Genomic DNA, 16,001 nt, shown 5'->3' with positions numbered 1-16,001 from the left:
TTTCGTGACCTTGCAGACTCAACTTCGCCGCCGTGAGGTGGCGACTGGCGTGGATCTTCCCGCTGAACTTTCCCCGTTATTGCGCCGGTTATATCTGGCCCGTGGCGTTAAGCAGAGCAAAGAGCTGGAGCGCAGTGCGGCAGGTTTGCTGCCGTATCAGCAACTTGATGGCATCGATACTGCGGTGAAATTGCTGCAAAAAGCCCTGAGCGAGCGGATGCGCATTATTATCGTCGGTGATTTTGATGCCGATGGCGCAACCAGCACGGCGCTCACGCTGCTTTCTTTACGCAGTATGGGCTGCGGTAATCTGGATTATCTGGTGCCGAACCGTTTTGAAGACGGCTACGGCCTCAGCCCGGAAGTGGTGGAACAGGCGGCATCGCGCGGTGCGGAGCTGATCCTGACCGTCGATAACGGGATTTCATCGCACGCCGGTGTGGAGCTTGCCCACGCCAAAGGCATTCAGGTGCTGGTTACCGACCATCACCTGCCGGGCGAAACGTTGCCGGATGCCGAAGCGATCATTAACCCCAATCTGCACGGTTGTGAGTTCCCGTCGAAATCTCTGGCGGGCGTTGGCGTCGCGTTTTACCTGATGCTGGCGCTGCGCAGTGCGTTGCGCGAAAGCGGCTGGTTTGAGCAAAACAATCTGACGGTGCCGAATCTGGCGGAGCATCTGGATCTGGTGGCGCTGGGCACGGTGGCGGACGTTGTGCCGCTCGATGCCAATAACCGCATCATGGTTTATCAGGGTCTGAACCGCATTCGCGCGGGAAAATGCCGTGCGGGTATCCGTGCGCTGCTGGAAGTCGCCGGTCGTGAAGCCCGTACGCTTTGTGCCAGTGATCTGGGTTTCGCGCTCGGGCCACGGCTGAATGCTGCCGGTCGCCTCGATGATATGTCCGTCGGCGTGGCGTTATTGCTCAGCGAAGATATCGGTCAGGCACGTGCGCTGGCCAGCGATCTGGATGCGCTGAACCAGACGCGTCGCGAGATAGAGCAGGGGATGCAGGTCGAGGCGCTGGCGCTGTGCGAAAAACTTGAGCGCAGCACCGACGCATTACCGTTCGGGCTGGCGATGTACCATCCGGAATGGCATCAGGGCGTCGTGGGTATTCTGGCTTCGCGCCTGAAAGAACGGTTTAACCGGCCAGTGATCGCGTTCGCGCCAGCGGGCGACGGTATTCTCAAAGGTTCTGGTCGCTCAATTGCGGGTTTGCACATGCGTGATGCGCTCGAGCGCCTGGATACGCTCAACCCCGGTCTGATGTTGAAGTTTGGTGGTCACGCGATGGCGGCAGGTTTGTCACTCGAAGAAGGTAAATTCGACGAGTTTCGCGATCGTTTCGCTGAACTGGTGGGGGAATGGCTGGATCCGTCACATCTTGAAGGTGTGGTCTGGTCGGACGGCGAACTTTCAGGGCATGAGCTGACGATTGATACCGCAGAAATGCTGCGCAATGGCGGCCCGTGGGGGCAGGCATTCCCGGAACCGACGTTTGACGGCACTTTCCGTATCCTTCAGCAAAAGCTTCTGAAAGAGCGCCACCTGAAACTGATGATTGAACCGCTGGGTGGGGGGCCCCTGCTCGACGGCATCGCGTTTAATATTGATCCGACGTTCTGGCCGGACAGCAGCATTCGCGAAGTACAGCTGGCATACCGTCTGGATATCAATGAATTTCGGGGAAATCGCAGCGTTCAGCTGATCATCGAACATTTGTGGCCGAAATAAGCGGTTTTCATCCCGAATAAACCCTGCAAAAAAACGGCTCGTTGCTATAAAAAGACCGCTAATTCCGTTAGAATCGGCGGTTCGAATGGCATTGGGCCAACTCCGAATCTAACGTAAGACGCGAAAAATCATGTTTGAAATTAATCCGGTTAAAAACCGCATTCAGGACCTGTCCGAGCGGACAGTCGTTCTTCGGGGGTATCTTTGACTATGATGCCAAGAAAGAACGCCTCGAAGAAGTAAACGCCGAGCTGGAACAGCCGGACGTCTGGAACGAACCTGAACGTGCACAGGCGCTGGGTAAAGAACGTTCCTCTCTGGAAGCTATCGTTGAAACCATCGATGAGTTGTTGCAGGGTGCCGAAGATGTGACCGGCCTGCTGGAACTGGCGGTTGAAGCCGACGATGAAGACACTTTCAACGAAACCATCGCTGAACTCGATGTGCTGACCGGCAAGCTGGAACAGCTTGAATTCCGTCGCATGTTCTCCGGCGAATACGACAGCGCCAGTTGCTATCTCGACATTCAGGCGGGTTCCGGCGGTACGGAAGCGCAGGACTGGGCAAGCATGCTGCTGCGTATGTATTTACGCTGGGCTGAAGCCAAGGGCTTCAAAACGGAAGTGATTGAAGAGTCTGACGGCGAAGTCGCAGGCCTGAAATCCGCGACCATCAAAATTATCGGCGACTATGCGTTTGGCTGGCTGCGTACTGAAACCGGCGTTCACCGCCTGGTGCGTAAGAGCCCGTTTGACTCCGGTGGCCGTCGTCACACCTCTTTCAGTTCCGCGTTTGTGTATCCGGAAGTGGACGATGACATCGCCATCGAAATTAACCCGGCAGACCTGCGTATCGACGTATACCGCGCGTCCGGCGCGGGTGGTCAGCACGTCAACAAAACGGAATCTGCGGTACGTATTACCCACCTTCCGACCAACATTGTGACTCAGTGTCAGAACGACCGCTCCCAGCATAAAAACAAAGATCAGGCCATGAAGCAGATGAAAGCGAAGCTTTATGAGTATGAGATGCAAAAGAAAAATGCGGATAAACAGCAGCTGGAAGACAACAAGTCTGACATCGGCTGGGGCAGCCAGATTCGTTCTTACGTGCTGGATGATTCCCGAATTAAAGATTTGCGTACGGGCGTCGAAACACGAAATACGCAGGCCGTGTTGGATGGCGACCTGGATAAATTCATCGAAGCCAGTTTGAAAGCCGGGTTATAAGGAACCAACATGTCTGAACAACAACAAGCCGCTCAAGGCGCAGAAAACGTACCAGATCTTAATAACGAGCTGAAAGCGCGTCGTGAGAAGCTGGCTTTACTGCGCGAATCCGGTATCGCTTTCCCTAACGATTTCCGTCGTGACAGCATTTCTGATGAACTGCATGCGAAATACGGCGAGAAGACCAACGAAGAACTGGAAGCCTTAAACGTCGAAGTCACCGTGGGTGGCCGTATGATGACCCGCCGTATCATGGGCAAGGCGTCTTTCGTGACCCTGCAAGATGTCGGCGGCCGTATCCAGCTTTACGTTGCGCGTGATGACCTCGCGGAAGGCATCTACAACGAGCAATTCAAAAAATGGGATCTGGGCGATATTCTGGGCGCGACCGGTAAACTGTTCAAAACCAAGACCGGCGAGCTGTCGATCCACTGTTCCGAACTGCGTTTGCTGACCAAAGCGCTGCGTCCGTTGCCGGATAAATTCCACGGTTTGCAGGATCAGGAAGCGCGTTACCGTCAGCGTTATTTAGATCTGATCGCCAACGACGATTCCCGTAAAACCTTCAAGATCCGTTCTCAGATCATGTCTGGTATCCGCAGCTTCATGGTGGAAAACGGCTTCATGGAAGTCGAAACCCCGATGATGCAGGTGATCCCTGGCGGTGCAGCGGCGCGTCCGTTCATCACGCACCACAATGCACTTGATATCGATATGTACCTGCGTATCGCGCCGGAACTGTATCTGAAACGTCTGGTTGTCGGTGGTTTTGATCGCGTATTCGAAATCAACCGTAACTTCCGCAACGAAGGCGTTTCTCCGCGTCACAACCCTGAGTTCACCATGATGGAACTCTACATGGCGTACGCGGATTACAAAGACCTGATCGTGTTGACCGAAACCCTGTTCCGCACGCTTGCTGAGCAAGTGTTCGACGGAAAAACTGAAGTTCCTTATGGTGATCAGGTGTTCGATTTCGGTAAGCCTTTCGCCAAGCTGACCATGCGTGAAGCTATCTGCAAATACCGTCCTGAAACCAACGTCGCCGATCTCGACGACCTGGCGAAAGCGACCGCGATTGCAGAATCTATCGGTATCAAAATCGAGAAAAGCTGGGGTCTGGGCCGTATCGTGACTGAGATCTTCGAAGAAACCGCCGAAGCTCAGCTGATTCAGCCAACCTTTATTACTGAATACCCGGCAGAAGTTTCTCCGCTGGCGCGCCGTAATGATGAAAACCCTGAAATCACTGACCGTTTCGAATTCTTCATCGGTGGTCGTGAAATCGGTAACGGCTTCTCCGAGCTGAATGACGCAGAAGACCAGGCGCAGCGCTTTGCTGACCAGGTTTCTGCGAAAGATGCAGGTGATGACGAAGCGATGTTCTATGACGAAGACTACTTGACAGCGCTGGAACACGGCCTGCCACCGACTGCGGGTCTGGGCATCGGTATCGACCGTATGGTGATGTTGTTCACGAACAGCCACACCATCCGCGACGTGATCCTGTTCCCGGCAATGCGTCCACAAACGCAAAAATAAGCTTCGCCGGAAACAACAAAGGGCGCTCCGGCGCCCTTTTTCGTGTCTGAGATCACGCCAGATGCTAACTGCTTAAAACTCCAGCGCTTATCCGCAATCACGCCTTGCTCCGCCGTCGTAACCGGTTATAATGCCAGTCGCACACCTTAGCGGGTGTAGTTCAATGGTAGAACGGCAGCTTCCCAAGCTGCATACGAGGGTTCGATTCCCTTCACCCGCTCCAAAATCTCCTCCAGCAGTATCTCAGAAAGTCCTCTAAACCCAGTAAATACGCGCCTTAAGCCACTTTATCGCTCTAGCCTTGTCCTCTGCTATCTATTGAAATCTACCCTTGTCTGGGGGTATATATGGGGGTATCAGGTTGTTCACCCTGTAAAAATACCCCCAGCAGAGCGATGCTTTCCCCACGAGATACCCCCAAATGAAACTCAACGCCAGACAGGTAGAGACTTCCAAGCCGAAACAGAGCGGTTGCGCCTCGGCCCTAATGGCGGTGACGTGATCGTTGTTCATCATGCGCTGGCGGTGCCTGGTGCCCTCAACGATTCAAGCGAAGTTTAAGCGCTTAACCGTTCACGCCTTCTGTTACTTACCCTCGGCTATCGCCATTTTTAGCCCTGAACTGAATTCAGAGCTTGAAGATGAAAAATCCCAAAATACTAAATGCGTGGCTCTTATTGGCTAAAAAATTTGGCTTAAGAATTCATGACTATAAGATAGCCGCTCTTATCCATTGGTTTCATGAGGGATTATGGCTAGAGCATTAGTTTGTCTGGGAGATAAAACCACGTATGGGGCGGTTTTGTCTGCGTCGTCGTCATGTTACGAAGGTAACCGGGCGCTGGCACTCACGGGGGATATGGCCTCATGCAGCAAGTGTGGCGGGGTTTATCAGATAATAGGAACCGTCTTCGATATGTCGGAGGATGGTAAGGCGTTTGTGGCGACCGGTGACCGCGTTCTCTGCGGATGCCCGAACAATGTCGTTTTTGGCTCCACGACCCAATATGTTTCCCCTGCGGGTGAGGCTTTTAGCCAGAACGCGCCAACCGGGACCGCAGCACTAAAAACCGCCGCGCCGGTTTCCCCTCCTGCGCCTCCGGCTGCCCCTGTACCGGTATTTGCAAAATCTGGCGAGCGTGGCGCGGGTAACACCGACGCGGGCACGACAGATGAATCTCACTATAATTTCGGTCATCTGTCTTTTGGTACTCCTGCCCAGCTCGAGACGGCGAAACCAGAACCAGTGCAACACGCACAGGCGGCGAAACGTAAACCAGCCAGCGGTAGCCAGAAACCGGATACCGGCTTACCCTGGTACAAACGGATGTTTGGCGCTAAACCTGACGCACCGGCGCAGGCTGGTATGCCGCTGGTAATTCCGGTGGCAACTGGCGGCGGGGCAGAACTTGCAGCGGCCGGAATGAACGCCTTGCGCGGGCTGAGTCACTTTATCGGCTCTGGCGCCGTGTTTGTTAACCCTGTCACGGTTGGCGTGGTCGGAACGTTCTATTCCAGCAAACTGAATGCCGGAGAAGACGACATACTGGCGGATAGCCAACTGGCAGCGCTGGCGGGTAAATCGGCACCGACACGTATCCGGTTTCAGTGGGTGAATGATAACTACGGGCGCTTAAAGCCGGTGGCGTATCACACTGGCGCTCATAGCGGTCTGGATCAGGTGCGTGTACGCTCGATGGAGCGAAACCGTTTTACCGGAAACTATGAGTTCTGGGCAGATGGCGCCGATAAGCCAACGATAGTCTGGACGCCGGACGAAGTGGAGTTTAAAGCGCCAGCCAATACCGGCAACCGGGACGAACCGTATTTACCCTCGACTATTACAGTATTGCCGCTACCAAGCGTTGGGGAAGTAGGCAGCACGTCAACCTCACTGCCGATCCTGGATGAAAAATCGTTTGATGATTACATCCTGGTGAACCTGCCTCACGGTATGCCGCCGATTTATATTTATCTGAGTAATGACCATAAATATTATACTCCACCAAAAGGGACTCCTCCTTTAGCTGCATTCCCAGACGCCAAAAAAGCGGTAAGTAAGACACCTATAAAGGGTGGGGGGAAGCTTCGTTATCGTTGGAAAGACTCAAAAAGCAGAATTTATGAATGGGATTCTCAACATGGAACCGTTGAAGTTTATGATAAAAGTGGGCGTAATCATTTAGGTGAATTTGATCCCGTAACTGGCAAGCAAACTAAACCTGCGGATCCCACAAGAAAGGTAGAAAAATAATGATTATTTACACTATTGATCTGTTTGATAAAAAAACAGAAGACTTAGCTTTAGAGGTTAATATTCCAGAGCATAATTTAGAGCCTATTGCAAAAATAATGAAATGGAACGAGGAGGATAAAATGGATTTTATCAATGGCATTGCTGTTTTTAGCGTAAATAAGGAGCAGGCCGAATCCCTAAGTAAGCTATTTGACACAATCTTTGATACTGATAATTACATCGTCCAGATGTCCGCAGGGGAAAACAATGAGTGATGAATCCCTGTGCCCGTGCTGTGGTGAAAAAGTATTTGAAACTTTAGGTGAGCATGACATCTGCCCGAACTGTAATTGGGAGGATGATCCCTTTCAGTCAAGAAATCCAAATCGAGGCGGAGGGGCTAACAAAATGAGTCTTAGCGAAGCCCGAGAGGCTTTTAAGTAAGGCAGGAAAGTAAAGTAGGCATAAGCCAACGTCACCAAGCCCCTGACCGAATGGTAGGGGTTTTTCATTTTCCCTGTCTGAAAGAAGATAGTTCAGTGTGCATAAATTAGTGCAAAAAACATACAAAAAGGATTCAAGCAGAAATATTCGTGTATAGAAATGTGTATAGAATTGTATTTTAAAACCCTTGGTTTCCCATTTTATATGGTTTTTTTTGTGTTGGTTCTACTCCCTTCACCCGCTCCAAAAGCTTCTTCCTCTAAATCTAGTCATTACCAAAAAATTCACTACTCAATCACTTTTATTCGTATTTTCTGTACGTTACTTTTGCCTGTCGAAAATTTGATTAAATAATAGAAAATAGAATAAAAACAGGTGATTACTATGCTGGAGTGTAAGCGAAGGGAGGGGAATTTGGTTTTAATCAAGCAGGCTCAGGCGAGTCACCCAAACCTGCTTCATTTAAGCTAACAACAATTACTTGTTCTTATCCTGTAATCCGCGCGCTGGCAGATTATTGTTATCGACCTGCGGTAAACCGGTAGAGGCAGAAGATTTCAGCAGCCCTGTCTCAAGATAGTCTTGCAGCTTCTCGCGGGTATCGGTGATATCCAGGTTACGCATGGTCAGCTGGCCGATACGATCGTCTGGTGAGAACACTGAATCACCTTTCTCCATAGTCAGGCGCTCTGGTTTGTACGTCAGATTCTCAGACACCGTATTCATGATGGTGTAGTCATTGCCACGACGCAGTTCCAGAGTCACTTCACCAGTGATTTCGCTGGCGACCCAACGCTGAGCGGAGTCACGCAGCATCAGCGCCTGTGGATCGAACCAACGGCCCTGATACAGCAGGCGTCCCAGAACACGGCCATTCGCATGATATTGCTCGATGGTATCTTCGTTATGAATACCGGTCAGCAGGCGTTCGTAGGCGATGTGCAGAAGTGCCATCCCCGGGGCTTCGTAAATGCCGCGGCTTTTGGCTTCGATAATACGGTTTTCAATCTGATCGCTCATGCCTAAACCGTGACGGCCGCCGATGCGGTTAGCTTCCATCATCAGCTCAACGCTGTCGTCAAAGGTCACGCCATTCAGGGCAACAGGGTAGCCGCGCTCGAAACGGACGGACACTTCTTCCGCTTTCACGACAACATTCTCGTCCCAGAATTTCACGCCCATAATCGGGTTAACGATTTTGACGCCGGAATCGAGGAATTCCAAATCTTTGGCTTCGTGTGTCGCGCCCAGCATGTTGGAGTCGGTTGAATAGGCTTTTTCGGTCGACATTTTGTAATCGAAACCGGATTCAATCATAAACTCTGACATTTCATGACGGCCACCGAGTTCATCGATAAAGTCGGTATCCAGCCACGGCTTATAAATTTTCAGCTCTGCATTGGTCAGCAGGCCATAACGATAGAAACGCTCGATATCGTTACCTTTGTAAGTACTGCCGTCACCCCAGATGTTCACACCGTCTTCTTTCATCGCGGCAACCAGCATGGTTCCGGTAACGGCACGGCCCAGCGGGGTGGTGTTGAAATAAGTGACACCCGCCGTGGTGTTATGGAATGCACCACATTGAATGGCCGCGATCCCTTCCGCAACCAGTTGTTTACGGCAATCAATCAGGCGAGCTTTCTCTGCACCGTACTCCATCGCTTTACGCGGAATGGCATCGTAATCTTCTTCATCAGGCTGGCCCAGGTTTGCCGTGTAGGCATAAGGAATCGCCCCTTTCTTCTGCATCCAAAGCAGCGCGGCACTGGTGTCCAGACCGCCGGAGAATGCAATACCCACACGCTGATTGATAGGAAGGTGCTTAAGAATAGTTGTCATCGATAAAATCCTGTATGAATTAGGTCAGTCTGGTAAAGGTCTCAATGCCTATATTAATATCGCAAAACCGGCGTCGGGTAAAAGACATTTTGCATATTTATGCGCATTTTATTGCATGACTATTTAGTAATCACGCATGGGGAGCGTTGTTTCATTCAAAATCTCTTAAAATGCTGATGCGACATCTTTACCGGCTCTGCCTCGTGGATAGCAGGTTAAAATCTAAAGCGGGAAGCTATCAAAGTAAACTGGCGTTTAGACGTGGGTTTTACTCTGATGGCAGACCCGTCACTTCTGCCAAATGTCTTCAATAGATTGAATGTGAAGGCTATTTACTGGCGTCAGAATTCATATTCATCGGTTGAAATCAGCTTAACGAACGGGCCGTTTAGCGTCCGGTTGTGGTGAGCAATAATTGCCGGGGCGGGCAAAATGGGCGTATCCATCGTGGTATGCGCATCTGAAATCAGAACAGGGCTAAATCCCAGATCGGCTGCCGCACGGCAGGTTGTATCGATACAAAATTCGGTCTTCATCCCCGCAATAACCAGCTCATCAATTGATTTTTGATGCAACCAGTCTCCTAACCCGGTTCCCGCAAAGCAGCTTGGACGGGTTTTATCGAAAATTTTATCGTGTGAGTCATCAATTTTGAGCTCCGGCACTAATTGTGTCAGTGGTGTGCCCGGCGCAAAGGGGGAGTCTGCGGGCCCGGTATGGCGTGCAGCAAAAATGGGGATTTGTGACTGGCGGGCTTTTTCAATCAGGCCATTGATATTGGCGAGCACCTGCACGCCTTCGTGGGGTTTATCCGGGCCGTTAAACAGGCCGACCTGCATATCGATAATTAATAATGCACGTTTTTTTATCAGGGGATCAGACAAGGTATTTCTCCTTTTAATTGCCATTTTGGCCAGGAGAAAAAATCATAACCCGGCCATTGCGAGCGGGTTGTTGGATTAAGTTTTTCTAATGCACTGCATCCAGACAACCCGTTAACAGGGTTGTGGTCGTTGTTGTCTGGGTGACGCGCAGGAATTTTTTCATCACCTGACAATATAAAAGCGCCTGTTGTGCGTCAATGTTTTTGCCTGAGGAAAGTGTCTCATAGGGCAATTTATAAAATAATACATTGATATAACAGCAAAAACTAAAAACATGCATTATAAATACATGTTTTTAAGGAAACACATTTCTGAAAGTGGTTTAATACTGACAGACCCTGAATTGTTTGATTAAGGAGAAACGATGCTTCGTATCCCGCAAAACTTTATTCATACACGTTCTACGCCGTTCTGGAACAAAGAAACCGCGCCTAAACCACTGTTTACGCACCACAATACCAAGTCCGGTGTTTACGGACGCCTGTCGGTTATACAGGGGGTCGTGAAGTACTTTGGTTTCCCTGACGCCGAAGCCACCGAGCCGGACATGGAAGTGATCATTGAGGCCGGAACTTTTGGTATCTCTCCGCCGCAGAAATGGCACCGTATCGAGTTGCTGACGGAAAACACTTATTTCAATATCGATTTCTTCGCCGATCCGCAGATTCAGCTCGAAGGCGCTGGTCTCGGGGAAGTGGTGAATACGCATAAGGGCTGAATTATGTCTGACAGCACAAGGGCCGGGCATACATTCCTGGCCAGTCTGGGCAAAACGCGGTTGCGCCCCGGGGGTAAAGAAGCGACGGAATGGTTCATCTCCCGTGCCGGATTAGACCCGCATTCACGCGTACTCGAAGTGGCCTGTAACCGGGCCACGACGTCCACGGAACTGGCGGCGCGTTTTGGTTGCAGCATCTATGCCGTTGATATGGATAAAGAAGCGCTGCACGTTGCCCGGCAAAGGATCCGCACCGCCGGGCTGAGTGACAAAATTCAGCTGATAGAAGCCAACGCCACGCGCCTGCCTTTTCCCGATAACTGCTTTGATGTCGTGATCAACGAAGCCATGCTGACCATGTATGCGGATAAGGCCAAAACAAAGCTAGTCCGTGAATATTGCCGGGTACTCAAACCCGGCGGCATCTTACTGACGCACGACATTATGCTGACCGATAAAAAGCTCAGTAAAACGGTGGATGACGATTTGCAAAAAGTCGTGAAATCCAACGTCAGCCCGATGAGCCGGCAGGAATGGAAAGCGTTGTTTCTGAATGCAGGGTTTGATTCCGTTCAGACGCAGCACGGCGCGATGTCCCTGATGTCACCACAAGGGCTCGTCAGAGATGAAGGTATTCTGGGGGCCGCGAGAATACTTTTTAACGGGCTGAAAAACCGTGAGAACCGGTCGCGTTTTCTCGGGATGTTCCGCTATTTTCACGCGCAGCGGCACAGGCTGAATTACATCGCCTGCTGTTCGCAGAAGAAATAAAGCCTGCGGCCTTCAACCTTGCCATTCATTAAGCCATGACACCATAATGGATATTCCCGCTACAAAGGACTTATCAAGGAGTGAAGATGAAAGTTTCAGCGCGTAATCAGTTGTCTGGCACCGTTTCGGAAATTCTCGAAGGTGCAGTGAATGATGAAGTGATTCTGTCACTTGATACCGGTGAAAATCTGGTGACCGTTGTGACCAAAAACAGTGTGAAAACGCTGGGTCTGGTCGTCGGGAAAAAGGCTATCGCGATTATTAAAGCGCCGTGGGTGGTGCTTGCATCGCCGGATTGTGGCCTGAATTTCTCCGCGCGTAATCAGTTCGTTGGTAAAATCGACAACGTGAATCTGGGCGCGGTGAACTCCTCCGTCAGCCTGACTTCGGAGAAAGGTCTGGCGCTGACCGCGATGGTCACCAATGACAGCGTGAACGAACTGAGCCTGAAACCGGGCGATACCGTTCTGGCGCTGGTCAAAGCGTCCAGCGTGATTTTAGCGACACAAAAGTAAGCCTGAATATGCCCGGCGCCCGCCGGGCATAAGGTTATAAACCTTCCAGCGGCAACGCATCCAGCGGTTTGACTTCCCGCAGTACGAACGAAGTCTGCATCTCTTTAATCCCCGGTAAACGCCGAACGACTTCCATCGCAAAACTGGAAAAACTGTCGAGATCTTTCGCCACCACCTGCAACAAAAAATCTGCGTCTCCGGCAATTGCATAACAGGCGATTACCGATGGTAACGCGCCGACCTGCTGCTCAAAACGCTGTGCATCTTCCTCGCTATGGCTGTCGATTTTCACACGGATAAACGCCAGCAGCCCAAGGCCGATTTTCTTTCTGTCGATATTGGCCTGATAACCGGTAATCACGCCGTTCTCTTCCAGTTGTTTCATCCGCCGCCAGCAGGGCGACGCCGCCATGCCGACTTTTTCGGCCAGTTCCTGATTGGTCATGCGCCCCGAATTTTGAAGTTGCCTGAGGATGCGAAGGTCTGCCGGTAAAATTTCTGATGTGGACATAATCTGCCTGTCATAGGGTTTTTTCAGAAAGGAATTACCGAATTAGGGCATTTTACAGTGATAAAAGAAAGCACCTTTCAGGCGCAGGTGGTTATTATTTTTGCATCAATAACGATGAAAAGGGCGCAAATATGGCAGACATTCTCCGGGTTGCAATTATCCTCAACCCTGATCTTCCACCCGGTTTACTGGCGAATACCGCGGGAGTGATTGGTATCGGTCTGGCGGCAAAATTCCCGATGCTGGCAGGCCATGCGCTGTGTGATGCAAAAGGGGTGAGCACTGACGTTATCTCGAAATATCCGCTGCCAATTTTACAGGCGACGCCGGATCACATTAAGGCGCTGATGTTTAAAGGACTTGAGGCACAAGGAGAGCGCAGCGTGGTGCCCTTCCCTGTGTTTGCCCGCACGATGCATACGTTTGAAGAATACGAACATGCTTTCCCGTTGTGGGATTTATACGATGAAGTGCTGGATGGCGTCGGTTTGGTCGGGCCGGAAAAGTGGATTAAATCGCTGACAGGAAATCTGAAATTGTTACGTTAAAACCATTAACAAAAAAGCCCGAATGCAGGGATCGCATTCGGGCTTTTTTTGAAACAAACTTTCCGAATCAGCTCGTAATTTTCAGTTGCGGGTAACGTTTGAAAATCGTCAGACACCAGACCAGCGCGATACACCCGAGAAGGCCGCCGGCATAACCGACGTTGCTCATTTCCAGATGCAGACTCACCTGATTACCAATCAGCGCGCCCGCGCCGATGCCGATATTGTAGATGCCGGAAAGCAGTGACATCGAAACGTCGGTGGCGTCGGTCGCCAGTGCCAGCACGCGCACCTGCATCGCCAGGCCGATAATCATCATTGCCAGCCCCCAGACGACGCAAAGTATTGAAATAGCGACCGGATTCATCACCGCGACAAAAAGTAACAACATGCTGAGCGTCACCATCAGAATCGGGCCGCTGAGCATGGCGGCCGGGAATCGGTTGCCGAGCACACTGAACAGGATACTGCCGAAAATCCCTGCGCCACCGAAGATCAGCAGCAGGAACGTGGTGAAGTTTTCGCCCATATTCGCGACGGTCTGGATAAACGGCTCGATATAGCTGTACGCCGTATAGTGAGCGGTCACTATCAGCGCAGTCAGGACATACATCCCTACCAGCGCCGGACGGCGGAACAGCATCGGCACGCTTTTCAGCGAACCGGTATGTTCACTTGGCAGCGGCGGCAGCAATTTAATCAGGCAAATCAGCGTCAGCAGCGCGACGACGCCGATGCTCATGAACGTGGTGCGCCAGCCGAGATACTGACCAATCAGACGCCCGAGCGGCAGCCCGAGCACCATCGCCAGCGCGGTGCCGGTGGCTAACATACTCAGCGCCTGCGTTTTTTTACCGGCCGGGGCGACACGGATTGCCAGCGAGGCCGTAATCGACCAAAAAATGGCGTGGGCGAGGGCGATACCGACGCGTGACGCGACCAGACTCCAGAAATCCCAGGCGACGACCGATAAAATGTGGCTGACGATAAACAGGACAAAAATCGCGATCAGTAAGCGCTTTCGCTCAACATTGCGGGTCAGCAGCATCAGTGGCAGCGACATCAGCGCGACGACCCATGCATAGATGGTGAGCATCAGGCCGACCTGCGCCGTCTGCATATTGAAACTGGCGGCGATGTCGGAGAGCAGCCCGACAGGCACAAATTCAGTGGTGTTGAAGATGAACGCGGCAATAGCCATCATCACAACGCGAAGCCATGCTGTCCTGCGCGAAACGGTATCTGATTGCATTGAAATTTATGACTTTTTAAGAAGGTGTAAAGATCAGGCCTTCGAAGCGGAAGGCCTTCTGAGGGCATAGTGTGTTTTATTTGTTCTAAAAATGAAACAGAAAATTGGCCTAACAGATAAATGTTTTGGGGACAATTTTAGTTATGGCAGATGTGACGGGCGTCACTCACTTTTTTGCCGGATGCCAGCACCAGTGCCACGGCTCATATATGAATCCCCACGGATTATCCGGCGGAAAGGACATCACAAAACCAAAGCGCGCGGCGTTAGCTTCAAGCCAGCGGAAAGCGTCGGTTTCGCCGAAGATGCCGGTGACTTCGTCGCAGCCGGGAGTGTTGATGTCCACGGCGCAGCCGGTGTGATGTTCACTGCATCCGGGCGGAGCCAGCGACGTGAAAAAGTCTTCCGGCGCAATCCCGGCGGTTTGTTTGGTGCGGATTAAACCGGCCTGATAATCGAGGCTGCGCCAGGCGGAAACCAGATAAATGCCCACGCCGTCGGCGGTGGCCTGCCGTTTCATCTCGCGCCATGCCTGTGTGGCGGGCGCGATCAGCCGGTAGATTTTACCGGTATCAGCATCCGTTTCTGCGTCCACCAGTAAGTGCTCACTGACTTCTTCAAAGTACGGCAGCGTGCGGTGCGCGATAACGGCCGGGTCGATATTCAGCTCGCGCAACTTCTGATCGGTTCTGGCTTTCAGCGCCGCCTGATTCATGCCTTTTCATTTCCGGTACGTGCAATCACGTCGGTCATTACTTCTGTCATCGCTTTACCGGCGGAGCGCATCGCCTGCTGATAGCGCGACGCGGCCACGACAAACGCGTTAAGCAACTGCGTATCCTGCTGATGTTGCAGATATTCCGGGTGCCATTGCACGCCAAGGCAGAAATCATACCCTTCGCACTCAATGCCTTCGATCACGCCGTCCGGCGCATACGCGTTGACGATGCTGCCCGGCCCGACGGTTTTCACCGCCTGATGATGTGAGCTGTTCACTTCATAATGATCACGGTCGACCGAACGGCTCAGCAATGTGCCTTCAACAATTTCAACCGGATGCCGCGCGCGTTTCTTGCCACCGGCATTTTCGGTATCCACCGTCGTGCTGTGTTCCAGCGCGTCAGGCAATGCATCGGGAATGTGCTGATGCAGCGTGCCGCCGGTTAAAACGGCCAGCAGTTGCTGACCGCCGCAAATGCCCAGCAGCGGCATATTGCGCTGCATGGCGCCTTTGACGATGGCTTTTTCGAATTCAGTGCGGCCCGGTTTCAGGCGAACCTGATCGCTGTTTTGCGTTTCGTTAAACAACTCCGGCGGGACATCAAACGCGCCTCCGGTCACGACAATTCCGTCGCACAGCGCCAGATATTCGTCGGCCAGTTCTGCGTGATGCGGTAATGCCAGCGGCACCGCGCCCAGCCCGGCCAGGCTGCTCATGTAATTCTGACGTAACGCATACCAGGGAAAATCGGCGTAACCACCGGCGTCTTCACTGTCCAATGTGACACCGATGACCGGTCTGGATTGAAATTTTGTCTGCATTCTTCTGAATTCCTGCCATGAAGATGAAAAACAATCAGAAAAATCACCATATCAAGTCGGGGTCAGCGCAAACAATATAAATTATCAATAGGTCTAATTTTCAGGATTTACCTCTGGTTTTATCACCCGTTCAGGTGGTACAGCAGGTCATTTTCTATCCTAACCCTGCGTTTTCCTGACAAAATTTCGAGATGACCTGACACTTCCTGATACTTTTCTGTCGGCGTCT

At 51.7% G+C, this 16,001-nt stretch carries 17 protein-coding genes and 1 tRNA gene; 11 read left to right on the top strand and 7 right to left on the bottom strand.

All coding sequences use genetic code 11. The features are described from left to right. The first annotated feature begins 4 nt into the window (after positions 1-4). From recJ to IV433_RS20815, 7 genes are all read left to right on the top strand, one after another. Complete coding sequence (gene recJ / locus IV433_RS20845; RefSeq protein ID WP_195815694.1) at positions 5-1,738, top strand: single-stranded-DNA-specific exonuclease RecJ; 1,734 nt, start codon at positions 5-7, stop codon at positions 1,736-1,738. Positions 1,739-1,868: 130 nt separating this feature from the next. Continuing rightward, positions 1,869-2,967, top strand: a protein-coding gene (gene prfB, locus IV433_RS20840; protein ID WP_195815695.1) for a peptide chain release factor 2 whose coding sequence is annotated in 2 segments (ribosomal slippage) — positions 1,869-1,943 and positions 1,945-2,967 — 1,098 coding nt in all. Because the reading frame shifts where the segments join, the coding sequence is not laid out codon by codon here. A gap of 9 nt (positions 2,968-2,976) precedes the next feature. After that, positions 2,977-4,509 (top strand): lysine--tRNA ligase, encoded by a 1,533-nt coding sequence (gene lysS / locus IV433_RS20835; protein ID WP_195815696.1) that lies wholly within the window; start codon positions 2,977-2,979, stop codon positions 4,507-4,509. 149 nt (positions 4,510-4,658) lie between these two features. Further along, positions 4,659-4,732 (top strand) — tRNA-Gly (locus IV433_RS20830). A 528-nt stretch (positions 4,733-5,260) separates the two neighbouring features. Next, the gene (locus IV433_RS20825) at positions 5,261-6,763 is read left to right on the top strand and encodes a colicin E3/pyocin S6 family cytotoxin (RefSeq protein WP_195815697.1); all 1,503 of its coding nucleotides are present in this window, start codon (positions 5,261-5,263) and stop codon (positions 6,761-6,763) included. After that, entirely contained in the window at positions 6,763-7,020 is a 258-nt protein-coding gene (locus IV433_RS20820) for a DUF7683 domain-containing protein (RefSeq protein ID WP_104924547.1), read from the top strand. Before IV433_RS20825 ends, IV433_RS20820 begins: the two co-directional genes overlap by 1 nt. After that, the gene (locus IV433_RS20815; protein WP_195815698.1) at positions 7,013-7,189 is read left to right on the top strand and encodes a CPCC family cysteine-rich protein; all 177 of its coding nucleotides are present in this window, start codon (positions 7,013-7,015) and stop codon (positions 7,187-7,189) included. The genes IV433_RS20820 and IV433_RS20815 overlap by 8 nt, the downstream gene beginning before the upstream one ends. A 477-nt stretch (positions 7,190-7,666) precedes the next feature. Here IV433_RS20815 and argG read toward each other — a convergent pair whose 3' ends face one another. From argG to IV433_RS20800, 3 genes are all read right to left on the bottom strand, one after another. Next, the gene (gene argG, locus IV433_RS20810; protein ID WP_195815699.1) at positions 7,667-9,031 is read right to left on the bottom strand and encodes an argininosuccinate synthase; all 1,365 of its coding nucleotides are present in this window, start codon (positions 9,029-9,031) and stop codon (positions 7,667-7,669) included. Between the two features lie 341 nt (positions 9,032-9,372). Further along, positions 9,373-9,915, bottom strand: coding sequence for a cysteine hydrolase family protein (locus IV433_RS20805; protein ID WP_255534122.1), 543 nt, complete (start codon positions 9,913-9,915; stop codon positions 9,373-9,375). After that, positions 9,900-10,088 (bottom strand): hypothetical protein, encoded by a 189-nt coding sequence (locus IV433_RS20800; RefSeq protein WP_195815784.1) that lies wholly within the window; start codon positions 10,086-10,088, stop codon positions 9,900-9,902. The genes IV433_RS20805 and IV433_RS20800 overlap by 16 nt, the downstream gene beginning before the upstream one ends. Positions 10,089-10,279: 191 nt before the next feature. Between IV433_RS20800 and IV433_RS20795 the strand changes: the two genes are divergently transcribed. The 3 genes from IV433_RS20795 to IV433_RS20785 all read left to right on the top strand — a co-directional run bounded on the left by IV433_RS20795 (position 10,280) and on the right by IV433_RS20785 (position 11,919). Beyond that, positions 10,280-10,633: a DUF1971 domain-containing protein gene (locus tag IV433_RS20795; RefSeq protein WP_195815701.1), complete on the top strand. Its 354-nt coding sequence runs from the start codon at positions 10,280-10,282 to the stop codon at positions 10,631-10,633. A 3-nt stretch (positions 10,634-10,636) separates the two neighbouring features. Then, entirely contained in the window at positions 10,637-11,404 is a 768-nt protein-coding gene (locus IV433_RS20790) for a class I SAM-dependent methyltransferase (RefSeq protein ID WP_195815702.1), read from the top strand. A gap of 86 nt (positions 11,405-11,490) precedes the next feature. Beyond that, positions 11,491-11,919 carry a TOBE domain-containing protein gene (locus tag IV433_RS20785; RefSeq protein WP_195815703.1) on the top strand — a complete coding sequence of 143 codons (429 nt, stop codon included), beginning with the start codon at positions 11,491-11,493 and terminating at the stop codon, positions 11,917-11,919. Positions 11,920-11,953: 34 nt separating this feature from the next. Here IV433_RS20785 and IV433_RS20780 read toward each other — a convergent pair whose 3' ends face one another. Further along, complete coding sequence (locus tag IV433_RS20780) at positions 11,954-12,430, bottom strand: Lrp/AsnC family transcriptional regulator (RefSeq protein WP_195815704.1); 477 nt, start codon at positions 12,428-12,430, stop codon at positions 11,954-11,956. Positions 12,431-12,561: 131 nt separating this feature from the next. Between IV433_RS20780 and IV433_RS20775 the strand changes: the two genes are divergently transcribed. Next, positions 12,562-12,978, top strand: a complete 417-nt coding sequence (locus tag IV433_RS20775; RefSeq protein WP_195815705.1) for a DUF2000 domain-containing protein — start codon at positions 12,562-12,564, stop codon at positions 12,976-12,978. A 67-nt stretch (positions 12,979-13,045) separates the two neighbouring features. On the opposite strand, the gene IV433_RS20770 is transcribed toward IV433_RS20775, so the two are convergent. The 3 genes from IV433_RS20770 to IV433_RS20760 form a co-directional block, all read right to left on the bottom strand. Further along, positions 13,046-14,230 carry a sugar transporter gene (locus IV433_RS20770; protein WP_195815706.1) on the bottom strand — a complete coding sequence of 395 codons (1,185 nt, stop codon included), beginning with the start codon at positions 14,228-14,230 and terminating at the stop codon, positions 13,046-13,048. Between the two features lie 166 nt (positions 14,231-14,396). After that, positions 14,397-14,945 carry a M15 family metallopeptidase gene (locus IV433_RS20765; protein ID WP_195815707.1) on the bottom strand — a complete coding sequence of 183 codons (549 nt, stop codon included), beginning with the start codon at positions 14,943-14,945 and terminating at the stop codon, positions 14,397-14,399. Then, positions 14,942-15,772, bottom strand: coding sequence for a gamma-glutamyl-gamma-aminobutyrate hydrolase family protein (locus tag IV433_RS20760; RefSeq protein ID WP_195815708.1), 831 nt, complete (start codon positions 15,770-15,772; stop codon positions 14,942-14,944). The genes IV433_RS20765 and IV433_RS20760 overlap by 4 nt, the downstream gene beginning before the upstream one ends. Positions 15,773-16,001: the final 229 nt, after the last annotated feature.

Source organism: Rahnella laticis, from assembly GCF_015644585.1.
In the GTDB taxonomy this organism is placed as follows: Bacteria; Pseudomonadota; Gammaproteobacteria; order Enterobacterales; family Enterobacteriaceae; genus Rahnella; species Rahnella laticis.
The sequence above is the reverse complement of the archived record's forward strand: the minus strand, read 5'-3'. Positions and strand labels throughout refer to the sequence as shown.